The 19,031-nt window shown below is 61.3% G+C and carries 19 protein-coding genes and 1 pseudogene; 12 read left to right on the forward strand and 8 right to left on the reverse strand.

Annotation, left to right across the window (positions count from 1 at the left end):
* Position 1: 1 nt before the first annotated feature.
* Positions 2 to 1,114: a betaine/proline/choline family ABC transporter ATP-binding protein gene (locus I6E42_RS09015; RefSeq protein ID WP_235371591.1), complete on the reverse strand. Its 1,113-nt coding sequence runs from the start codon at positions 1,112 to 1,114 to the stop codon at positions 2 to 4.
* A 376-nt stretch (positions 1,115 to 1,490) separates the two neighbouring features.
* Between I6E42_RS09015 and I6E42_RS09020 the strand changes: the two genes are divergently transcribed.
* On the forward strand, positions 1,491 to 2,756 hold the full coding sequence (locus I6E42_RS09020; RefSeq protein WP_235371592.1) for a glycosyltransferase family 2 protein: 1,266 nt from the start codon (positions 1,491 to 1,493) through the stop codon (positions 2,754 to 2,756).
* A 36-nt stretch (positions 2,757 to 2,792) separates the two neighbouring features.
* Here the strand turns inward: I6E42_RS09020 and I6E42_RS12915 are convergent, their stop codons facing one another.
* From I6E42_RS12915 to I6E42_RS09035, 4 genes and pseudogenes are all read right to left on the reverse strand, one after another.
* Entirely contained in the window at positions 2,793 to 3,095 is a 303-nt protein-coding gene (locus I6E42_RS12915) for a transglutaminase-like domain-containing protein (protein ID WP_412761298.1), read from the reverse strand.
* A 94-nt stretch (positions 3,096 to 3,189) separates the two neighbouring features.
* Positions 3,190 to 4,281 (reverse strand): annotated as a pseudogene (locus I6E42_RS09025) (circularly permuted type 2 ATP-grasp protein); the annotation flags it as partial.
* Positions 4,282 to 4,489: 208 nt separating this feature from the next.
* Positions 4,490 to 4,618 carry a rubredoxin gene (locus I6E42_RS09030; protein ID WP_235371643.1) on the reverse strand — a complete coding sequence of 43 codons (129 nt, stop codon included), beginning with the start codon at positions 4,616 to 4,618 and terminating at the stop codon, positions 4,490 to 4,492.
* 43 nt (positions 4,619 to 4,661) lie between these two features.
* Positions 4,662 to 6,017, reverse strand: coding sequence for an oxygen-binding di-iron domain-containing protein (locus I6E42_RS09035; protein WP_235371593.1), 1,356 nt, complete (start codon positions 6,015 to 6,017; stop codon positions 4,662 to 4,664).
* 227 nt (positions 6,018 to 6,244) lie between these two features.
* On the opposite strand from I6E42_RS09035, the gene trmD reads away from it, so the two are divergent.
* The 5 genes from trmD (at position 6,245) to I6E42_RS12765 (ending at position 10,349) form a co-directional block, all read left to right on the forward strand.
* Entirely contained in the window at positions 6,245 to 6,997 is a 753-nt protein-coding gene (gene trmD / locus I6E42_RS09040; RefSeq protein WP_235371594.1) for a tRNA (guanosine(37)-N1)-methyltransferase TrmD, read from the forward strand.
* Positions 6,998 to 7,179: 182 nt separating this feature from the next.
* On the forward strand, positions 7,180 to 8,016 hold the full coding sequence (locus I6E42_RS09045) for a DegV family protein (RefSeq protein ID WP_235371595.1): 837 nt from the start codon (positions 7,180 to 7,182) through the stop codon (positions 8,014 to 8,016).
* 94 nt (positions 8,017 to 8,110) lie between these two features.
* On the forward strand, positions 8,111 to 8,689 hold the full coding sequence (locus I6E42_RS09050) for an HDIG domain-containing metalloprotein (protein ID WP_235371596.1): 579 nt from the start codon (positions 8,111 to 8,113) through the stop codon (positions 8,687 to 8,689).
* 340 nt (positions 8,690 to 9,029) lie between these two features.
* Positions 9,030 to 10,175, forward strand: a complete 1,146-nt coding sequence (locus I6E42_RS09055) for a sodium ion-translocating decarboxylase subunit beta (RefSeq protein ID WP_235371597.1) — start codon at positions 9,030 to 9,032, stop codon at positions 10,173 to 10,175.
* A gap of 45 nt (positions 10,176 to 10,220) precedes the next feature.
* Entirely contained in the window at positions 10,221 to 10,349 is a 129-nt protein-coding gene (locus I6E42_RS12765; protein ID WP_268841953.1) for an OadG-related small transporter subunit, read from the forward strand.
* Between the two features lie 316 nt (positions 10,350 to 10,665).
* Here the strand turns inward: I6E42_RS12765 and I6E42_RS09060 are convergent, their stop codons facing one another.
* The 3 genes from I6E42_RS09060 to I6E42_RS09070 form a co-directional block, all read right to left on the reverse strand.
* Positions 10,666 to 10,932 (reverse strand): DUF6514 family protein, encoded by a 267-nt coding sequence (locus I6E42_RS09060; protein WP_235371598.1) that lies wholly within the window; start codon positions 10,930 to 10,932, stop codon positions 10,666 to 10,668.
* Positions 10,933 to 11,161: 229 nt separating this feature from the next.
* Positions 11,162 to 12,049, reverse strand: a complete 888-nt coding sequence (locus I6E42_RS09065) for a B12-binding domain-containing radical SAM protein (protein WP_235371599.1) — start codon at positions 12,047 to 12,049, stop codon at positions 11,162 to 11,164.
* 32 nt (positions 12,050 to 12,081) lie between these two features.
* Positions 12,082 to 12,279 carry a DUF951 domain-containing protein gene (locus I6E42_RS09070; protein ID WP_235371600.1) on the reverse strand — a complete coding sequence of 66 codons (198 nt, stop codon included), beginning with the start codon at positions 12,277 to 12,279 and terminating at the stop codon, positions 12,082 to 12,084.
* Between the two features lie 154 nt (positions 12,280 to 12,433).
* On the opposite strand from I6E42_RS09070, the gene I6E42_RS09075 reads away from it, so the two are divergent.
* The 6 genes from I6E42_RS09075 to xseA all read left to right on the forward strand — a co-directional run bounded on the left by I6E42_RS09075 (position 12,434) and on the right by xseA (position 18,986).
* The gene (locus tag I6E42_RS09075) at positions 12,434 to 12,838 is read left to right on the forward strand and encodes a Mini-ribonuclease 3 (protein WP_235371601.1); all 405 of its coding nucleotides are present in this window, start codon (positions 12,434 to 12,436) and stop codon (positions 12,836 to 12,838) included.
* Between the two features lie 31 nt (positions 12,839 to 12,869).
* Entirely contained in the window at positions 12,870 to 14,633 is a 1,764-nt protein-coding gene (locus tag I6E42_RS09080; RefSeq protein ID WP_235371602.1) for an Rqc2 family fibronectin-binding protein, read from the forward strand.
* 350 nt (positions 14,634 to 14,983) lie between these two features.
* Positions 14,984 to 15,952 carry a cell wall hydrolase gene (locus I6E42_RS09085; protein ID WP_235371603.1) on the forward strand — a complete coding sequence of 323 codons (969 nt, stop codon included), beginning with the start codon at positions 14,984 to 14,986 and terminating at the stop codon, positions 15,950 to 15,952.
* A 381-nt stretch (positions 15,953 to 16,333) separates the two neighbouring features.
* Entirely contained in the window at positions 16,334 to 16,840 is a 507-nt protein-coding gene (nusB, locus tag I6E42_RS09090) for a transcription antitermination factor NusB (RefSeq protein WP_235371604.1), read from the forward strand.
* Between the two features lie 2 nt (positions 16,841 to 16,842).
* The gene (locus I6E42_RS09095; RefSeq protein WP_235371605.1) at positions 16,843 to 17,781 is read left to right on the forward strand and encodes a tRNA (adenosine(37)-N6)-threonylcarbamoyltransferase complex transferase subunit TsaD; all 939 of its coding nucleotides are present in this window, start codon (positions 16,843 to 16,845) and stop codon (positions 17,779 to 17,781) included.
* 17 nt (positions 17,782 to 17,798) lie between these two features.
* Positions 17,799 to 18,986 (forward strand): exodeoxyribonuclease VII large subunit, encoded by a 1,188-nt coding sequence (gene xseA, locus I6E42_RS09100; RefSeq protein ID WP_235371606.1) that lies wholly within the window; start codon positions 17,799 to 17,801, stop codon positions 18,984 to 18,986.
* Positions 18,987 to 19,031: the final 45 nt, after the last annotated feature.

The following is a 19,031-nucleotide window of genomic DNA, read 5'->3' on the forward strand; positions in this document are numbered from 1 at the left end:
ATCACCCCCAAAGGTGCTCCGCCATGGCGGAGGCCATGCTGGTCTTGGTGATGATACCGGCCACCGTCTGGTCCTCGTTGAGCACCACCAGATAGGGGAAGCCGCTGGAGATCAGCAGGTCGAAGCAGTCTTTGGCGTTGTCTCCCACCGTCACCGTGGGGGTGGTGCACCGGACCAGGGGGCCGATGGTCTTGACCACGTGCCCGGTGAGTCGGATGTCCGCAATGGACACGGTGCCCTGGTACCGTTTTTGTTCATCCACCACCAGCAGGGTGTCCACGTTGTGGTGCTGCATGCGGCTGACGCACTCGTAAATGCCCCGGTTCTGATTGACGGTGATGATGCCGGTGCGCATGAAGTCGGCGGCCGTCATGTCGGCGGGGGAGGGGGCGGGCAGATGCTTGCCCAAAAATTCCCTGACCTGCTCGGTGGCGGGGTGTTCCAGCATCTCCTCCGGGGGCGCCATCTGAACGATGCGGCCTTTGTCCATGAAGACGATGACGTCGGCCAGATCCAGGGCCTCCTCCATGTCGTGGGTGACGAAGACGATGGTCTTATTCAGCCGCTGCTGAAGGTTTTTCACCTCCAGCTGGAGGGAGCGCCGGGTCATGGGGTCCAGGGCGCTGAAGGGCTCATCCATCAACACCACGGGGGGCGACGCCGCCAGGGCACGGAGGATTCCGATACGCTGCTGCTGGCCGCCGGACAGCTCCGAGGGGTACTTGTGGGCATACTTCTCATAGGGCATATCCACCATGGCCAGCATGTCCCGTACCGTCTGTTCGTTTTTTTCCTTGGGGTATTTGAGCAGTTTTGGCACCACACAGATGTTCTGGGCCACCGTCATGTTGGGGAACAGCCCGATCTGCTGGATCACGTAGCCGATGTGGCGGCGCAGCTCGTAGCGGTCCACGGAGGATATGTCCTTGCCGTCCAGATAGATGTGGCCGCTGTCCGGCTGGATGAGCCGGTTGATCATCTTCAGTGTGGTGGTCTTGCCGCAGCCGGAGGGGCCGATAAAGACGGCGAACTGCCCCTCTTTGATCTCGAAATTCAGATCATGTAGAATCGTTTGGCTGCCGTAAGACATGGATACGTGCTCGAATCGAAGCAAAATGACCTCCTTTTCCTGTGGGCGCCTGGCAAGCGGGCGGCGCCTGGGTGAGCGGGGCGGACTTGTCCGGACGCCAACCGGACGGAATATTTTACCCTTCCGAAAAAAGTGTAAAATATGGCCCGCGGAAAGTACTGCGTCCACAGCACAACGGGGACGCGCTCCTGACCACGGGTGGTTATCTGGCGTTATCTACAAAAATAGTATAACTTTTTCTGGCAAAAATGTCAAATAAACAAAATGTGAACAAAGGTCGAAGGAAAAGGAACCGGCTCGAAATCAAATTAAGAATCTCTTTATCAAATCTTAAAGATCCTCCCACCCTCTCCTTAACAAAGTCCTGATAGCATTGTGGCAGAATTTAGGAGGGATCTGTATGGAATGGTTTGCCGCTGTGTTTTCGGCGCTGTCCGAGCTGGTTGGCCTGGGGCTTGCCCTTTGGGGAGGGTATTATCTGGTCACCGCCCTCATGTCCTGGCGGAAGCCGGAGGACTACGGCTGGCACCCGGCCCGGACCCGGTTCGCCGTCCTCATCGCCGCCCGGAACGAGGAACTGGTCATCGGCCCGCTGATCAACAGCCTGCTGACCCAGAATTACCCGGCGGAGCTGTACGACATCTGGGTCATCCCCAACAACTGCACCGACAATACCGCCCGGGCCGCCGCAGGCTTTGGGGCGAAGGTGCTGGAATGTACCGTTCCCGTTCGGTCCAAGGGGGAGGTGCTGCGCTTCGCCTACCGGCGGATACGGGGCCGGGGATATGATGCCTACTGCGTCTTTGACGCGGACAACCTGGCCCACCCGGATTTTCTGGCGGAGATGAACAATGCATACCAGTCCGGGGTCCGGGTGGCCCAAGGCTACCGGGACAGCAAAAACCCCTATGACACCCCGGTCTCCGGCAGCTGTTCCATCTATTACTGGATGATGGACCGCTTTCACAACGGCGGCAAGGCGGGGCTTGGCCTGTCCGCCATGGTCAACGGCACCGGATTTATGGTGTCGGCCGAGACCCTGGAGGCCCTGGGCGGGTGGAACACCCAAACCGTCAGCGAGGACCTGGAGCTCACCGCCCAGTGCGTGCTGGCGGGGGAGCGGGTATACTGGGTCCCCAAGGCTATCACATATGATGAACAGCCCCTTACTTATGCCCAGTCCGTGGTCCAGCGCCGCCGATGGTCCAGCGGAACCCTCCAGGTGGCGGAGACCTACCTGGGCCAGGCAGCCGGGGAGCGGAGAACGCGCCGCCGGAGGCTGGCGCTGGCTGACCTGGAGGCCACCCTGCTGGTTCCCGCCTATCAGGCGGCGGCGGTGGCGGGGCTGGCCATCTCTCTGCTGTCCGCCTGTCTGGACTGCCGGACACTGGGGCAAGTCCCGGCGGTGCTGGTGGGGACCCTGGCGGCGAATTTGGCGTTTACCGCGCTCTGGTCCACCCTGGCGGCGGCTTTGGTGCTGACGGCGGAGGGGAAATGGGACCAGCGCATCCTGGGCGGGCTGCTGTTTTACTGGCTGTTCCTCCTGTCCTGGCTGCCCATCACCCTGGGCAGCTTCGTGAAAAAGACTACCGAATGGGAGGAAATACGCCACACCCGGAACATTGCGGCCCCGGCTCTGGGCAAGGAAAGAGCGTTTGCGCCATGAGAATACCCCACAGGAGTTTACTCCTGTGGGGTAATTTTATTGTTCCGACACCCGCATATAGACCGACTGCTGCTGGGCGCCGCTGCCCATGAGTACGCCCCGTTCCACGGGACAGTCGTAGTAGTCCCGCCCGATGGCCAGCACCAGGTAGGTCTCGTCCACCCGCTTGTTCCGGGTGGGGTCCAGGCCGTACCAGCAGCCCTCGGACCAGACCTCCACCCAGGCGTGGGTGGCGCCCTCGCCCACGGTGAGGCCGCAGATGTACCGGGCGGGGATGCCTGCCATGCGGCACAGGGCGATGAGGATGTGGCTCTCGTCCTGACAGACCCCCCGGGCCATGGAGAAGGCCTGGGCGGCGGTGGTGTTGACTCCGGTGACGCCGGGGGTGTACCATGATGGGCAGGTCCAGGAAATTGATGACCTCCTGGGCGATGAAGCGGCGGGGCTCGGCCTTGATGGTTTCCGCGAAGTCCGCCAGTTGCTGCTTGGTCAGGTCCCTGCCGAAGACCACGCCGTATCCTCCCGCCTCAGCCACGTCCTTGATGACCAGCCGGTCCAGGTGCTCCAGCACATACTTCCGGTCCTCCTCGTAGAAGGGCAGGTAGGTGGGGGCGTTGTGAAGAATGGGCTCCTCTCCCAGATAGTAGCGGATCATCTTGGGGACGAAGTAGTAAATGCCCTTGTCGTCGGCGGCGCCGTTACCCGGGGCATTGATGATGGCCACGTTGCCCGCCCGGTAGGCGGCCATCAGGTTGGGGATGCCGATGAGGGACTCGGGCAGGAAGGTGACCGGGTCCAGGTACTCGTCGCTGATCCGGCGGTACAGGGCGCCGACCCGGTAGGTCTGGTCCATCCCCTGGTACCAGAGCACGTCGTTCTCCACATACAGGTCCCGGCTCTCCACCAGCACGGAGTCGGTGCGCTCGGCCAGATAGGAGTGCTCAAAGTAGGCGGCGTTGTACCGGCCAGGGGTAAAGACCACGTTGATGCCGCCGCAGTTCACATGGTCCATGACGCTCCGGAGCATCTCTCCGTAGTTCCGGTTGTCCACCAACTTGTTGGTCTGAAAGGTGATGGGGGATGACTTGCGGCACAGGTCACGGGCGATCAGGGGATAGGAGGCGCCGGAGGGAATGCGCAGGTTGTCCTCCAGGATGTACCAGTCGTCCTCGGCCTGGACCAGGTCGATGCCGGAAATGTGGCTGTAGATCCCCTTGGGCGGGGTGATACCCTCGCAGGGGGTCAGATAGCCTGAGGAGGAATAGACAAAATCGGCGGGGACCACGCCGTCCCGGACGATCTTCGCCTCGGAGTAAATGTCCTTCAAATACAGGTTCAGGGCGGTGACCCGCTGGCGAAGTCCTTTCTCCAGGCGCTGAAAGTCCTGGGCTGAAATGATGCGCGGGATGGCGTCGAAGGGAAACAGGCGCTCGTTGAAGACCCCGTTTTTGTACAGTCCGAACTTGACGCCGTACCGGGCCAGCTGTTTGTTGATCTGGTCACTGTGCCGGACCAATTCTTCCATAAAAACTCCCCCTTGTGTGGCTCCTTTATTCTATCCGTTGGGATTGGATAAAATAAACAGAAGGCGGGGACGCCAACAGCGTCCTCGCCTTCTTGTTTCACAAGTATACGTCGAAAACAGGGGAATGTCAACCGTAAAAGTCGCAAAAATGCAAGTTAAAAAACGAAAAATTCGTTTTCAGAAACGAAGCGCGGCACGGAGAACGGACTCAGCCCTCATCCTTTTCAAAATGGGTCTTGTCCGCGCCGCACAGGGGGCAGACGTAATCGTCCGGCATGGGGCCTTCCTTGGCCTCGTCATAGATAAAGCCACACAGGTCGCAAACATACTTCATGATAGGTTCCTCCTTTTTATTTATTGTCTGATAAAATGTCTTGCCCTTAGGCCAGAGGCTCGAAATCGCTGGCGGGGCGGCGGCAGATGGGGCAGGTGAAGTCGGCGGGCAGGGTATCGGATTCATAGATAAAGCCGCAGATCTTGCAGACGAAGCCGCGGGGCTTGGCCGCCGGGGCCGCTTCCTGGGGCTGGGCGGGGGCCTCGCCCTTGACCGAGGCGGCCAGAGTCTGGGCCAGGGCCTCCAGCTCCGCCTCCTGGCCGGGGGCCAGGGCGGATTTCAGGGTCACGGGGGCCTCCAGGATCTGAGTGTTCTTCAGCTCGCCCAGGATCTGTGCCATCAGCTTGCCGCTGGCGGGGGCCCAGGAGCCGTTCTGGATCAGGGCGACGGTGCGGTTCTGGAGGTTATGGTGGGCCACGTCCCGGAGCAGATTCTCCATGGTGACGAAAATGCCGTTGTTATAGGTGGTGGAGGCGAAGACGATGTGGCTGTATTTGAAGGTCTCAGACAGCACATAGGAGTAGTGGGTGATGGACACGTCGTACATCTCCACGGGGATGCCCAGCTCGGCCAGCCGGCAGGCCAGGATGTTGGCGGCGGTTTCGGTGCCGCCGTAGACAGAGGCGAAGGGGATCAGCACGCCCTGGACCTCGGGCTCGTAGGCGGCCCACTTGGCGTATTTGCCGATGATGTAGTCCAGGTCCTTGCGCCACACCGGACCATGGAGGGGGCAGATCATCCGGATGTCCAGCCCGGCGGCTTTCTGCAGCAGAGCAGACACCTGGGGGCCGTATTTGCCCACGATGTTGGTGTAGTAGCGCCGGGCCTCGTCCAGCCAGTCGTGGTCAAAGTCCACCTCGTCGGCAAACAGCACGCCGTTCAGGGCGCCGAAGGTGCCGAAGGCGTCGGCGGAGAACAGGATCTTGTCGGTGGAGTCGTAGCTGACCATGACCTCGGGCCAGTGGACCATGGGGGCGTTGACAAAGGTGAAGTGGTGGCGGCCCGTGTCAATGACGTCGCCCTCCTTGACCAGAATGGCGCCCTTGGGATCGGTGCAGTGGAACTGGCGGATCATGTTCACGGCCTTGCCGTTGCACACGATGGTTGCCTCGGGGTGGCGGATCATCAGGTCGCCCAGGGTGGCGGCGTGGTCGGGCTCCATGTGGTGGACAAAGACGTAGTCCAGCTTCCGGCCGTCCAGGGCGTATTCCAGGTTCTCGAAGAATTGGGTCTGAACCGCCCGGTCCACCGTGTCGAACAGGACGGTCTTTTCGTCCAGCAGCAGATAGGAGTTGAAGGACATCCCACGGGGGACGGGATGGGTGGCCTCAAAGTAGGCGTGCTGGCGGTCGTTGGCGCCGATCCAGACCAGATCGTCGGTCACCTTTCGTACACAATACATGGTAAAGACCTCACTTTCGGGCTGTGGAATTTTATCGTGGAACAGCATATCATATTTTCCGCAAAAAAGATAGGGGGATACACATTTTTTAACTGCGGCCCCAAAGAGCGGATTTCCGGAAAAGGCCGTTGAAAAACGGTCCGGCATACCGTATAATACTATCTGCTGCACCGGCCGGCGGCTGGTGTCAGGATGAATGACAAATCGAAACAGGAGAGAGTCCGACCATGTACCGTATCGATATTATGACTCTGTTCCCCGACGTGGTGGGGGATATGTTGTGTGAGTCCGTCCTGGGCCGGGGACAGGAGCGGGGCTACATCCGCATCGAGTGCCACCAGATCCGGGACTACACCCTGAACAAGCAGAAGCAGGTGGACGACTATCCCTACGGCGGCGGCCGGGGGGCGGTGATGCAGGCCGACCCGCTCTACCAGTGCTGGAAGCACATCTGCGACGAGGCGGGGGAGCGGCTCCACACCATCTACATGTCCCCGGCGGGCAAGACCTTCTGCCAGGCGGACGCCCGGCGGCTGAAGGAGGACTACGACCGGATCATCCTGGTCTGCGGCCACTATGAGGGCATCGACGAGCGCTTCATCGAGGAGTGTGTGGACGAGGAGATCTCCATCGGGGACTTTGTCATGACCGGGGGGGAGATCCCCGCCATGGCGGTGGCCGACGCGGTGTGCCGCCTGGTCCCCGGGGTGCTGTCCGACCCCTCCTGCTATGAAAATGAGAGCCACTGGAACGGCATGCTGGAGGCCCCCCAGTACTCCCGGCCGGAGGTGTGGCACGGCCGGGCGGTGCCCCCCATCCTCCTGTCCGGCCACCACGCCAACGTGGAGAAATGGCGGCGGAAGCAGTCTATCCTGCGCACCCGCCAGCGCCGCCCCGACCTGTACGCGAAGCTGGACCTGTCCTCCAAGGCGGATCAAAAGCTGCTGAAGGAGCTGGAGCAGGAGGCGGGGGAGGAGTGAGCCCGCCGCGCCGGCAAACTGGGCATCCCAGAAGGCTTCCCCCTGTGGGGAAGCCTGGCTTCAATCCCGGTTTATGAAACTCATCCCATGGGAATCGGCCGTTCCTCTTTACATATGGCGAAAAATGTGGTAAACTAGTTGCAACAATCTGATTTTCAAAACCATGTTTGGAGATGAAACACATGAGTTTTAAAATTGTGGTGGACAGCTGCTGCGACCTGACGGCGCAGATGCTGAAGGACCCCTGTTTTGTCCAGGTGCCCCTGACCATCCGCTCCAACGGCAGCACCTTTGTGGATGACGGGACCTTTGACCAGGCGGACCTGCTGTGGTCCATGCGGCAGAGCGAGGAGGCGCCTTCCACCTCCTGTCCCGCCCCCCAGAGCTATCTGGACGCCTACCGCTGCGGGGCGGAGGATGTGTATGTGGTCACCCTCTCCGCATTGCTCAGCGGCTCCCACAACAGCGCCGAGCAGGCCCGCATCCTGCTGGAGGAGGAGGACCCCCAGGTAAACGTCCATGTGTTCAACTCCTGTTCCGCAGCCTCAGGAGAGGTGCTGATCGCCCTGAAGATCCGGGAACTGGCCCAGTCCGGGATGCCCTTTAAGCATGTGGTCCGGGAGATGGAGCAGTTCATCTACCGGATGAAGACCCTGTTCGTGCTGGAGAACCTGGAGAACCTGCGGAAAAACGGCCGCCTGACCAAGATGCAGGCCATCGTCACCGGCGCGCTGAAGATCAAACTCCTCTGCCACGCCACTCCCGAGGGGGAGATCGCCAAGCTGGGCCAGGCCCTGTCCGTCAAGCAGGCCCTGGGGAAGATGATCGAAAAGATAGCCTCCGATCCTGACCATGAGGGCCGCACCCTGGTCATCAGCCACTGCAACTGTCTGGATCGGGCCTTTCAGGTCAAGGCCCAGGTAGAGGCCAAGTGTAAGTCTGGGGAGATCCTTGTGGTGGAAGCCCGGGGCATTACCACGGTCTACGCCAATGACGGCGGTATCGTGGTGGCCTATTGACAAATTGGTCGGAACGCGGTAAAAATAGGAGACAGCCGTTTCTGTTTGGGAGGCGGATGTCTCCTATTTTCGACGCAACGGGGAGGATACCTCTATGGCTATGACCAGACAGCAGGCCTGGGACCTGCTGACTCAGTATAATAAGGAAACCTTTCACCTGCGCCACGCCATCACTGTGGAGCATGTGATGGGCTGGTACGCGGACCAGTTGGGATACGGGGCGGATAAGGAGTTTTGGTCCGTCGTGGGCCTGCTCCACGACCTGGATTTTGAACAGTGGCCCGAGGAGCACTGCAAAAAGTCCCAGGAGCTGATGCGCCAGGCGGGAGTGGAGGAGTCCATCGTCCGCGCCACCGCCAGCCACGGCTGGGGCATCTGTGTGGACATCAAGCCGGAGCATGAGATGGAGAAGGCCCTCTTTGCCTCCGACGAGCTCACCGGTCTGATCGGAGCCGCCGCCCTCATGCGCCCTTCCAAGAGCGTGGCCGACATGGAGCTGAAATCCCTGAAAAAGAAGTTCAAGGATAAAAAGTTTGCCGCCGGCTGCTCCCGTGAGGTCATCTCCGACGGCGCGGCCCTCCTGGGCTGGGAGCTGGACAAGCTGCTGGACATGACCCTGAAGGCCATGCAGGGGGAGGAGGACGCCATTGAGGAGGCTGTCCGTTCCATTTAAGTCGAAAAGGAGCATAAACCCCCAGGAAATTTTCCGCTTTTTTCGGGGAAAATGTTCAGAAATGGAAAAGATCGCCTCGGCCTGCTTGACAAAGCCGCCGGCTGTGTGGTAACATCCGGTTACAATAACAAAGGGGAGTAGTCGGCGCGTCTCCCACGGCGCGCGGCAGAGTCAACAAGCATGGCGGGCCTGATGAGCCCTGTCCTGGCTTTGCCTTAATTGACCAGACCTGCGTTCCGAAGGGAACGCAGGTTTTTTTCGTGATAGGGCGGAAAAAACCTGTGCGCCCGCAGATACTATATTGCAATTTTGCAATCGTTTGGAAAGGAAGCTGGGAAACATGGCATTTTTGTGGGAAGGACTGTTATCCATCACCTGGCAGCAGATGGTCATGTACGTGGTGGGAGGCCTGCTGATCTGGCTGGCCATCGAGAAGGGGTTTGAGCCGGCCTTGCTTATGCCCATGGGCTTCGGCGCCATTCTGGTCAACCTGCCCCTGTCCGGCGTGATCAACCAGTACAGCGAGGGACTGGGCAATACCCCGGGCATCATCCAATGGCTCTTTGAGGTGGGCATCGAGGCCTCCGAGGCCATGCCCATCCTCCTGTTCATCGGCATCGGGGCCATGATCGACTTCGGTCCCCTGTTGGCCAACCCCAAGCTGTTCCTGTGCGGCGCCGCCGCCCAGGCCGGCATTTTCCTCACCATCCTCATTGCCGCCGCCCTGGGCTTCGACATGAAGGACGCGGCCTCCATCGGCATCATCGGCGCGGCGGACGGCCCCACCTCCATCCTGGTGTCCAAGACCCTGCACTCCAACTATGTGGGGGCCATCGCTGTGGCGGCCTACTCCTATATGGCCCTGGTGCCCATCATCCAGCCCTTCGCCATCAAGCTGGTCACCACCCAGAAGGACCGGGCCATGCGGATGCCCTACCGGGCCCAGGGAGTGTCCCGCCGGCTGCGCATCCTGTTCCCCATCATCGTCTCGGTCATCGCCGGCCTGGTGGCGCCCTCCTCCGTGGCTCTGGTGGGCTTCCTGATGTTCGGCAACCTGATCCGGGAGTGCGGCGTCCTCACCACCCTGTCCCAGACCGCCCAGAATGAGCTGGCCAACCTCATTACCCTGCTGCTGGGCATCACCATCTCCTTCTCCATGAAGGCGGACGAGTTCGTCCGGCCCGAGACGCTGATGATCATGGGCCTGGGCCTGGTGGCCTTCGTGCTGGACTCGGTGGTGGGTGTGCTGTTCGTCAAGGTGCTGAACCTCTTTACCCCCAAGAACAAGATCAACCCCATGGTGGGGGCGGCAGGGATCTCCGCCTTCCCCATGTCCTCCCGGGTCATTGAGAAGCTGGGCCAGGAGGCCGACCCTCAGAACCATCTGCTGATGCACGCGGTGGCCGCCAATGTTTCCGGCCAGATCGCGTCCGTGGTCGCCGGCGGCGTGGTGCTCCAGTACTGCGCCACCCACCTGATCGGCTGAGCCCAGGGGCCGGTCCGATTTGAGATTTGCAAAGGAGAGGCCAATATGAATATGACAAACGTGTCTCAGGCGCTGGATATGATGGGCCAGGGTATGGCGGGTATCTTTGTGGTGTTGGGCGCCATCGCCCTGCTGGTGGCCCTGATGCAGAAGATCGACAACAGGAAAAAATAATGCTCCCATCGGCCGGCCGGTACGGCGATTGGAGCTGCGGGCAGAAACACGCCCCGAAAGCGAAACGGCCGCCCGTTGGGCGGCCGTCAGCTTGCCGGTAAACCCTGATTCTTCAAGGGTTCGGAGGGAAGGATAGTTTGAAAGGGAACCGTCAGGGTTCCCTTTCTTTTCAATCAGTACAAATTTGGAAACATTTTTGATGTTTTCAAATTTGCTCAGGCTGTCGAAAAGGATTTTTCGACAGCCTGACGGCCGCCCGTTGGGCGGCCGTTTTGTTCTGGCATGGCAGGGGACTTGCGCAGTCTGCGCGCGCGGCTTACAGCCAGTCAGACACCACGTCGGCCAGTCCGGCGGGACCCACCTGGTGGTCCACCAGCAGGGTCATCAGTTCATCGATGCGCATGGCGCTGGTGGTGATGGAGGGGATGGCGGCGGATTCCCCGTGTTCCTCGGTGATGCGCACCCCGTAGTCCTCGCAGCAGAATCGGTCCGTCTCCACCAGGTCCACCGTCAGGTAGTAGTGGAACCGCCGGAGCCGTCCCAGGCTGTCCCCGCACTGACGGGCGGCGATCTCGATTTCCATGATATTGTGCCCTCCTTGTTTGTATTTTAATTTGGACACATTATATAGTATGTCCTTCGGGAGGGAAAGAAGAAAATATCGCAGGGAATCCCTTGTTTCGACCCGGTTCGGGGCGGAGAAGAGAAAACATGGGGGAGAGGCGTCGAAAAAACCCAGACGGTAGGGAAACATTTTTTTCGAAGAAGGCATAAAAGCGGCTCCGCCGGTCAGACGAAGCCGCTTTTGGTATTCAGATCCCCCGGTTCAGGGTCTTTCTCAGGCGGATCTTGCCTGCCAGGGCCTGGTCGATGAGGGAGAGGAACTTCTCCCGGTCCTCGGGCAGGCCGCCCTTGAGGGGAAGGTAGTTGGAGGCGTGGTTGCTGGTGAAATGAAGGGGGTCCACGTCCAGGTGCTCAATGAGCATCCGGCACTCCTCCAAAATGTGGTCGGGAGAGCAGACGGTGAACCGTCCGGCCAGCACGTCGTCCCCCAGAGGCGTCCCCTTGGCGGGGGCGAAGGTCATGGCGGACAGGTGCCGGGGCTTCATTTCGTTGATCATTTTGGCGGTGGAGAGGATATGCTCCTTCCAATCGCCCCCCTCGTTGTTGGCGCCGGTGATGCCCAGAATGACGGTGACCCACAGGTCGATGCCCGCCTCCACCAGATTTTTGCCCGCCTGGAGCATCTGTTCAGCGGAGCAGCCCTTGTGGATGAACCGGAGCACCTGCTCGCTGCCGCTCTCCACACCCAGATAGGCCCGGGAGAGGCCGGCCTCGCGGAGGGCGCGCAGTTCCTTAGGGGTCTTGCTCAGGGTGCTGCGGGGCCCGGCATAGAGGGTCACCTTCTCCAGCCGGGGGAAGGTGTCGTACAGTTTATGGAGGATCTTCAGCAGCTCCTCCGTCTTGATGATGATGGCGTCTCCGTCCATGAGGAAGACCCGCTGGAGCCCTGGGCCGTAGTAGTCCCGGGCCATGTCGATGTCCTCCAGAATTTCGGCGGTGGGACGGATGCGGAACTTTTTCTCCTTGTACATCCCGCAGAAGGTGCACTGGTTGTTGGAGCAGCCGATGGTGCACTGGAGCAGATAGCTCTTCCACTCGCCCGGGGGGCGGTATAATAGGTCGCTGTCGTATCGCATGGCATGTTTCCTTTCTTGGTTTTGGTCCGGGCTTATACTTCCACGGATTCCCCGTCCCGGAACACCTTGCGGATATTCTTTTCCGCCTTGCTCCGGGGGAGCATCACCTCATGGCCGCAGCCCTGGCAGCGCAGCTTGAAGTCCATCCCCACCCGCAGGACGAGCCACTCCTGACTGCCGCAGGGGTGGGGCTTTTTCATCTTTAACACGTCGTTCACATGGATGTCCATAGTTGGCCTCCTTCCCGGAGATCGATTGATGTATTAATTAATTTATTATATGTTCTGGAGGAAAAATTGTCAACGCCGGGAAGGGGGGGGCCGCCCTTGCCACCGGGGTTGAAATGTGGTATCATCAACTGAAAAACCCCTTGGAGGGAAGGATATGACAGACTATTTTCATTTGAATATGGAGCGCGACCAGCTTCTGGCCCTGTCCAGCCTGGGCCTGGCCCATTTGGGCGACAGCGTGTACGAGGTGATGGTCCGCTCCTGGCTGTGCCTTCAGGGCAAAGCCAAGGCCAAGGACCTGCACCGGGCCACCGTGCATTATGTGGCCGCTCCGGCCCAGGCCCAGCGCTTTGGGCGCATCGAGGCCATGCTCACCCCGGAGGAGGCCGATGTGTTCCGGAGGGGGCGCAACACCGCCCCCCATTCCGTCCCCAAGGCGGCCAGCCGGGGGGAGTATCAGACGGCCACCGGACTGGAGGCCCTGTTCGGGTGGCTCTACCTCCAGGGCCGGACAGACCGGCTCAACCAGCTGTTTTCCGCCATGATGGCGGGGGAGTGACCGGGATTTTTCGAGAACTGAGGTGATCAAAATGCCTTTGGATGCGCTGTGCCTGTCCGGGCTGGTCCATGAATTGAATACCGCTCTGGCGGGGGGAAAAATCGACAAGATCTACCAGCCCGGCCGGGACGAGGTGGTGCTGGCGGTGCGGGCCCCAAAAGGGAACGTAAAGCTGCTGCTGTCTGCCAACCCCAGCCATCCCCGGCCCCAACTGACAGAGCTGTCCCGGGAGAACCCGGACACGCCGCCCATGTTCTGCATGCTGCTGCGCAAGCACCTCGCCGGGGCCCGCATCCTGGACATCGTCCAGCCCCACCTGGAACGGGTGGTGGACTTTAAACTTGAGGCCCTGGATGAGCTGGGGGACCGGGTGGAGCGCCACCTGGTACTGGAGGCCATGGGCCGCCGGGCCAACCTGATCCTGCTGGACGGGGAGGGGCGCATCGTGGACTGCCTGCGCCGAGTGGACGGAGACATGTCCGCCAGCCGGCAGGTGCTGCCCGGGCTGTTTTACCGCCTGCCGCCCGCCCAGGAGAAGGGGGACCCCACCGTCCTCTCCCGGGAGGAGTGGGAGGAGCGCCTCGCGGCCGCCCCGGAGGATTACCGGGCGGACCAGTGGCTGCTGGACAGCTTCGGCGGCATGTCGCCCCTGGTCTGCCGGGAGATGGCCCACCGGGCCGGAGGCCGGACCGACGTGACCCTGGAGGAACTGGGGGCGGCGGGCCGCGCGCGGCTGGCAGAGGCACTGGATGAGCTCTTTTCAGCTGTAAGGGAAAAACACTTTGCACCGACTCTGATCATAATTGAGAACCACCCCAAGGACTTCACATTCCTGCCGGTGGAGCAGTATGAGGGCGGGGCGGCGCTCACCACTTATCCCACCTTCTCGGCCCTGCTGGACCGGTTCTATGAGCAGCGGGAGAGCCTGGAACGGGTGCGCCAGAAGGGGCAGGACCTGATCCGCTCGGTCACCAACGCCCGGGACCGCACCGCCCGGAAGATCGGGAACCAGGAACGGGAGCTGGAGGCCACCCGGGACCGGGAGCGGCTGCGCCAGTTCGGGGACATCATCACCTCCAACCTCTATGCCATGGAGAAGGGGATGAAGGTGCTGCGGACGGTGGACTACTACGACCCGGAGGGAAAGGAAGTGGACATCCCCCTGGACTTTTTGCTCACCCCCCAGCAGAACGCGGCCAAGTATTATAAGGAGTACAACAAGGCCAAGACGGCGGAGGAGATGCTCACCATCCAGCTGGAGAAGGGCCGCCGGGAGCTGGACTATCTGAACAGCGTCCTGGAGAATATCACTCTGGCCGAGGGGGAACGGGACCTCCAGGAGATCCGCCAGGAGCTCACCGACACCGGCTACCTCCGCAGGCAGTCCAAGGCCAAGGACCGGGGGCGTCGGGTGTCCTCCAAGCCCATGGAATTCCGCTCCACCGCCGGGCTGCGCATCTCCGTGGGCAAGAACAACACCCAAAACGATCTGCTTACCTGTAAGCAGGCCTTCAAGAGCGACATTTGGTTCCACACCCAGAAGATCCACGGCTCCCACGTGATCCTGTGGACCGAAGGGGGAGAACCTGACCTCCAGAGCCTGAACGAGGCCGCCGTTCTGGCCGCATGGTTCTCCCAGGGCCGGGAGTCCAGCAAGGTGCCTGTGGACTACACCCCCGTCAAGTATGTGAAAAAGCCCGCCGGCGCCCGGCCGGGCATGGTGGTCTATACCACATATGAAACCGCATGGGTCACCCCCGATGAGGAACTGGTGAAGCGCCTGCGGATCAAATAAGAAGATGCCGCCCCGGAAGCTGTTGACAGGCTGTCCCGGGGCGGCGCTCATTTCCGTGTTGTTTCCGGGAAAAATAGTCCGGTCCGGCGCAGGTGGAAGGGAATCTGCGCCGGAAGCGCAGCTGGAAACTGTTTTTGTCGCAAAAGGTTTAAAATGGTTTGAATTATTCAAAAATTGCGATATTCTTAAACAATTCGGACAAATTAAACAAGAATGGCATGGGAAGTCTAGGCAATATTGCCCTTGAATCGGGCGCTCAAATTGGTTACAATATGGTAACAAAAGTAACAGGAAGTTGCTTTTGGTTGTCATAATTATGACAAAACTTGTTTCCAATAGGAGTGTAGACAATGATACGCAAGCTGTTATCCACGCTGCTGTGCGCCTTTGCCTTACTCCTCCTGATGGGCGCCGGAACTGCCCCCGAGCAGCAGGCGGCCATCTTGGCAGAGGAGGAGAGTGCGGCTGTCTCTGACAGCCAGGCACTTGAGGCCGATACCCAGGCCCTGGAACAGGCGAGCAGCCAGGCGGTTCCCGCCGCTGCCGGCGTCAGCCCCTTAGAGCTGGCAGAGGAGAAAGAGAGCGGACTTCTGATCGACGGAGAAGATGCTCCGGAAGAGATCTCCATGTTTTTCGAGAATAATGTGACCCATGTGTCCCTGGCCGCCATGGCCAAGGCCCTGGATGAGACCGCCCAGGCGGCCTGGGACGGGGCGTCCGGCACCATGACGGTCACCGCGGCCAAGGTGCGGATCACCGCCCAGGTGGGCCAGCTCTATTTTGAGGCCAATGGTCGCTACCTGTACCTGCCCGGTCAGGTGCGGATGGTGGACGGACAGGTCACCGTGCCCCTGTGGGCTGTGGCCAAGGCCTTTGACGCCAGCGTGAGCTGGGACGCCTCTACCGGTGTCATCAGCGTGAAACGCGGGAGCGGCGGGATCCAGTCCGGCGACACTTATTACGACCAGGAGGCTCTGTTTTGGCTGTCCCGGGTCATCTTCGCCGAGAGCGGCAATCAGCCGCTGGAGGGCAAGATGGCGGTGGGCAACGTGGTGTTGAACCGGGTGGCCAGCCCCATTTACCCCAACACGGTGAAGGAAGTGCTGGCCCAGAAGAACCAGTTTTCCACCTATAAGTCCGGGGCGCTGGCCAACCGGACGCCCAATGAGTCCAGCGTCATTGCTGCCAAGCTGGTGCTGGACGGCGGCGAAGTGGAGGCGTGCAAGGGCGCCCTCTATTTTGATTCCAACGCCGCCAGCTGGGCTGCGCGCAACAAGGAGTGTATCGCCGTGATCGGCGGACATAAGTTCTATAAGTGATCTGCCCGAGAGAAAGGGGACCGGATGGTCCCCTTTCTTTTTTGTGGGCGCTGCCGGAGCCGCCCTGGATGATGAGAGAATTTATTTTCATTTTCCCCGGAAATTAGGGGTTTCTTTTTTGTATATTTATGTTTATAATACCCTCAGAGGAGAAAAGGCGGCCTCTGGGGTAGAGCTTGGATGCGTGCCTTTTCCCGGCGGAATGGACCGGCCGCAGGAACCGTCGTTTTCAGGCTTGCAGCTTTCTTTTGCCCGCATTATAATAAAAAAGATTTTGAACTAACCGGGGCAGGACCCGGAGCGATCCTTGACAGCAGACATGACATGTTCCGGGCACAGGCCCGAACGATTGGGGATCGGCAATATGGGGAGGAGCAAACGATGACAAGAAGCAACGCCCGCGAGATCGCGGTGCAACTGGTTTTTTCTTTGAGTTTTGGCAATGAGTGTGCCGAAGAACTGCTGGAGCGGCAGCTGACCCCGGAGCGCTTCGCGGAGCTGGCGGAGGAGTCGCCCCTGTACACCCATTTCCCTGGTGAGAAGCAGGTGACCTACATCAAGGAGCTGGTCCAGGGGGTTTTTGCCCACGGTCCGGAGCTGGATGACTACATCAGCCGCTACTCTGTGGGCTGGTCCTTCTCCCGGATCCCCCGCATGGCCGCGGCCATCATGCGCACCGCCATGTACGAGGTGCTGTATATGCCGGACATCCCCAACGCCGCCGCCATCAATGAGGCGGTGGAGATCGCCAAGAACTACGAGTCTCAGGAAGTGGTCTCCTTCATCAATGGGATCCTGGGCACCTTCGTCCGGACGGAGTTCGCCGACACGCCCCCCAAGCCTGAGAAGGGGGAGACTGCCGGCGGCGGGGAACAGGCGGAGGAGTGACCATGTCTGTTCTGGGTCTGGATACCAGCAACTATACCACCTCCGTGGCAGTCTTTGATGGCCGGACGGGCCAAAACGAGGGCCATCTGCTGGAGGTGCGCCCCGGTGAGCTGGGCCTGCGGCAGAGCGATGCCCTGTTTCAGCATGTGAAGCGGCTGCCGGAGCTGTTTGACCGCCTGGATCGGGCGGGCTTGCTTCAAAATATCGACGCGGTAGGAGCCAGTACCCGCCCCAGAGCGGTGGAGGGCTCCTATATGCCATGCTTTTTGGCGGGCGCCTCCCAGGGACAGAGCTTGGCTCACACCCTGGGAGTGCCCTTTTTTGCCCATTCCCACCAGCAGGGGCACCTGGCGGCGGCGGCTTGGTCCGCCGGACAGTTGGACCTGCTGGACGTCCCCTTCCTGGCCTGGCACCTGTCCGGCGGGACCACCGAGCTGCTGAAGGTGGAGCCTGAGGGGACCAGCGTGAAGGCGGAGATCGTTGGGGGCACCAGCGACATCTCCGCCGGCCAGCTCATCGACCGCACCGGGGTCCTGCTGGGGCTCCAGTTCCCGGCGGGGAAGGCCCTGGACGCCCTGTACGGCCAGGGGGAGAGCGGCCATGCCTTTCGGGTCAAGCTGAACGGCCTGACCTTCTCCCTGTCCGGGATGGAGAATAAGGTGAAGGGCCTGCTGGAGTCGGGGGAGGCTCCGGCCGATATCGCCCGGTTCACCTTGGACACCGTGACCGATGTGGTCCTTCGGGCCACCAGGGAGGCCCAGGCGCGCTGGCCCGGCCTGCCGGTGCTGTGTTCCGGCGGCGTGGCCTCCAACACCCGGCTGCGAGAGGTGCTGGCGGGGGAGTGCGGCGCTGTGTTTGCCCAGCCCCGGTTTGCTACCGACAACGCCATGGGCACCGCCATTCTGACCTGGCGGGCCCTGGAGAGGGAGCGGGCACGGTGAGAGGAGAGCCATCCATTTTGACCCCTGCCCAGGTGGGGCAGTACATTAAGAGCTTTATGGACCGGGACCGGGTGCTGTCCGGCCTTCTGGTCCGGGGTGAGATCTCCAATTATAAGATGTACCCCTCGGGGCACCACTATTTTACCCTGAAGGACGGGGAGGGCGCCCTGCGGTGCGTCATGTTCCGGGGAGACGCCGCCTCTCTGCGGTTCCGCCCCCAGAACGGGATGCAGGTCATCGCCGCCGGACGGGTGACGGTATTCCCCAGAGACGGACAGTACCAGCTGTACTGTGTCCGCCTGACGCCCGAGGGGGCGGGAGACCTGCATGTGGCCTTTGAACAGCTCAAGGAGAAGCTGCTCCGGGAGGGGCTGTTTGACCAGAGCCACAAAAAGCCCATTCCCCGGTTTCCCAGGACCATCGCCCTGGTGACTTCGCCGGCCGGCGCGGCGGTGCGGGACATGCTGCGTATCCTGGGGGCCCGGTGGCCCATGGCACAGATCAAGGTGCTGCCCGTCCGGGTCCAGGGGGAGGGGGCGGCGGAGGAGATCGCCGCCGCCATCCGCTGGGCCAATTGGAAGCGGGTGGCCGATCTGATCATCACCGGCCGGGGCGGCGGCTCCATGGAGGACCTGTGGGCCTTCAACGAGGAGACCGTGGCCCGGGCCATCTACGACTCGGACATCCCCGTCATTTCCGCCGTGGGCCACGAACCGGATGTGACCATTGCCGATTTTGTGGCCGACTTGCGGGCGGCCACCCCCTCCAACGCCGCCGAGCTGGCGGTGCCCGATCAGAACGAGGTGTGGAGCGCCCTGCTCCACGACCGGGAGCGGCTGCGGGGCGGGATGGGGTACCGCCTGTCCCAGTGCCGCCAGCGGCTGGACCGGGCGGCCAAGAGCCGCGCCATGACGGAGCCCTCCGCCTATTTTCAGAACAAGCGGCTGCTGCTGGACTACCAGAGCCGCCGCCTGGTCCACGGCCTGGACCGGACCGTCTCGGCCCAGAAGGAGCGGCTGGCCCGGCTGGCCGCCGTCCTGGACGCCATGAGCCCCTTGAAGGTGCTGGGTCGGGGCTACGCCATCGCCCGGAAGGAAAACGGAACGATCCTTTCCTCGGTGAAGGACGCCGCGCCCGGTGAGCCCTTTACCCTCCGGCTGTCCGACGGGACGCTGAACTGCCGGACGGAGGAGAGCGGCACATAGCGCGCGGACGGAGCCTGGGGCTCCGCAGTGGAGATCGAAAGGAGA

It is taken from the genome of Pseudoflavonifractor phocaeensis (assembly GCF_021531815.1).
GTDB lineage: Bacteria > Bacillota > Clostridia > Oscillospirales > Oscillospiraceae > Lawsonibacter > Lawsonibacter phocaeensis_A.

Coding starts and splice junctions, on each gene's coding strand:
- I6E42_RS09020 (WP_235371592.1), top strand. CDS start 1,491: ATGGAATGGTTTGCCGCTGTGTTTTCGGCGCTGTCCGAGCTGGTTGGC.
- I6E42_RS12915 (WP_412761298.1), bottom strand. CDS start 3,095: ATGGCCCGGGGGGTCTGTCAGGACGAGAGCCACATCCTCATCGCCCTG.
- I6E42_RS09035 (WP_235371593.1), bottom strand. CDS start 6,017: ATGTATTGTGTACGAAAGGTGACCGACGATCTGGTCTGGATCGGCGCC.
- trmD (WP_235371594.1), top strand. CDS start 6,245: ATGTACCGTATCGATATTATGACTCTGTTCCCCGACGTGGTGGGGGAT.
- I6E42_RS09045 (WP_235371595.1), top strand. CDS start 7,180: ATGAGTTTTAAAATTGTGGTGGACAGCTGCTGCGACCTGACGGCGCAG.
- I6E42_RS09050 (WP_235371596.1), top strand. CDS start 8,111: ATGGCTATGACCAGACAGCAGGCCTGGGACCTGCTGACTCAGTATAAT.
- I6E42_RS09055 (WP_235371597.1), top strand. CDS start 9,030: ATGGCATTTTTGTGGGAAGGACTGTTATCCATCACCTGGCAGCAGATG.
- I6E42_RS12765 (WP_268841953.1), top strand. CDS start 10,221: ATGAATATGACAAACGTGTCTCAGGCGCTGGATATGATGGGCCAGGGT.
- I6E42_RS09060 (WP_235371598.1), bottom strand. CDS start 10,932: ATGGAAATCGAGATCGCCGCCCGTCAGTGCGGGGACAGCCTGGGACGG.
- I6E42_RS09065 (WP_235371599.1), bottom strand. CDS start 12,049: ATGCGATACGACAGCGACCTATTATACCGCCCCCCGGGCGAGTGGAAG.
- I6E42_RS09070 (WP_235371600.1), bottom strand. CDS start 12,279: ATGGACATCCATGTGAACGACGTGTTAAAGATGAAAAAGCCCCACCCC.
- I6E42_RS09075 (WP_235371601.1), top strand. CDS start 12,434: ATGACAGACTATTTTCATTTGAATATGGAGCGCGACCAGCTTCTGGCC.
- I6E42_RS09080 (WP_235371602.1), top strand. CDS start 12,870: ATGCCTTTGGATGCGCTGTGCCTGTCCGGGCTGGTCCATGAATTGAAT.
- I6E42_RS09085 (WP_235371603.1), top strand. CDS start 14,984: ATGATACGCAAGCTGTTATCCACGCTGCTGTGCGCCTTTGCCTTACTC.
- nusB (WP_235371604.1), top strand. CDS start 16,334: ATGACAAGAAGCAACGCCCGCGAGATCGCGGTGCAACTGGTTTTTTCT.
- I6E42_RS09095 (WP_235371605.1), top strand. CDS start 16,843: ATGTCTGTTCTGGGTCTGGATACCAGCAACTATACCACCTCCGTGGCA.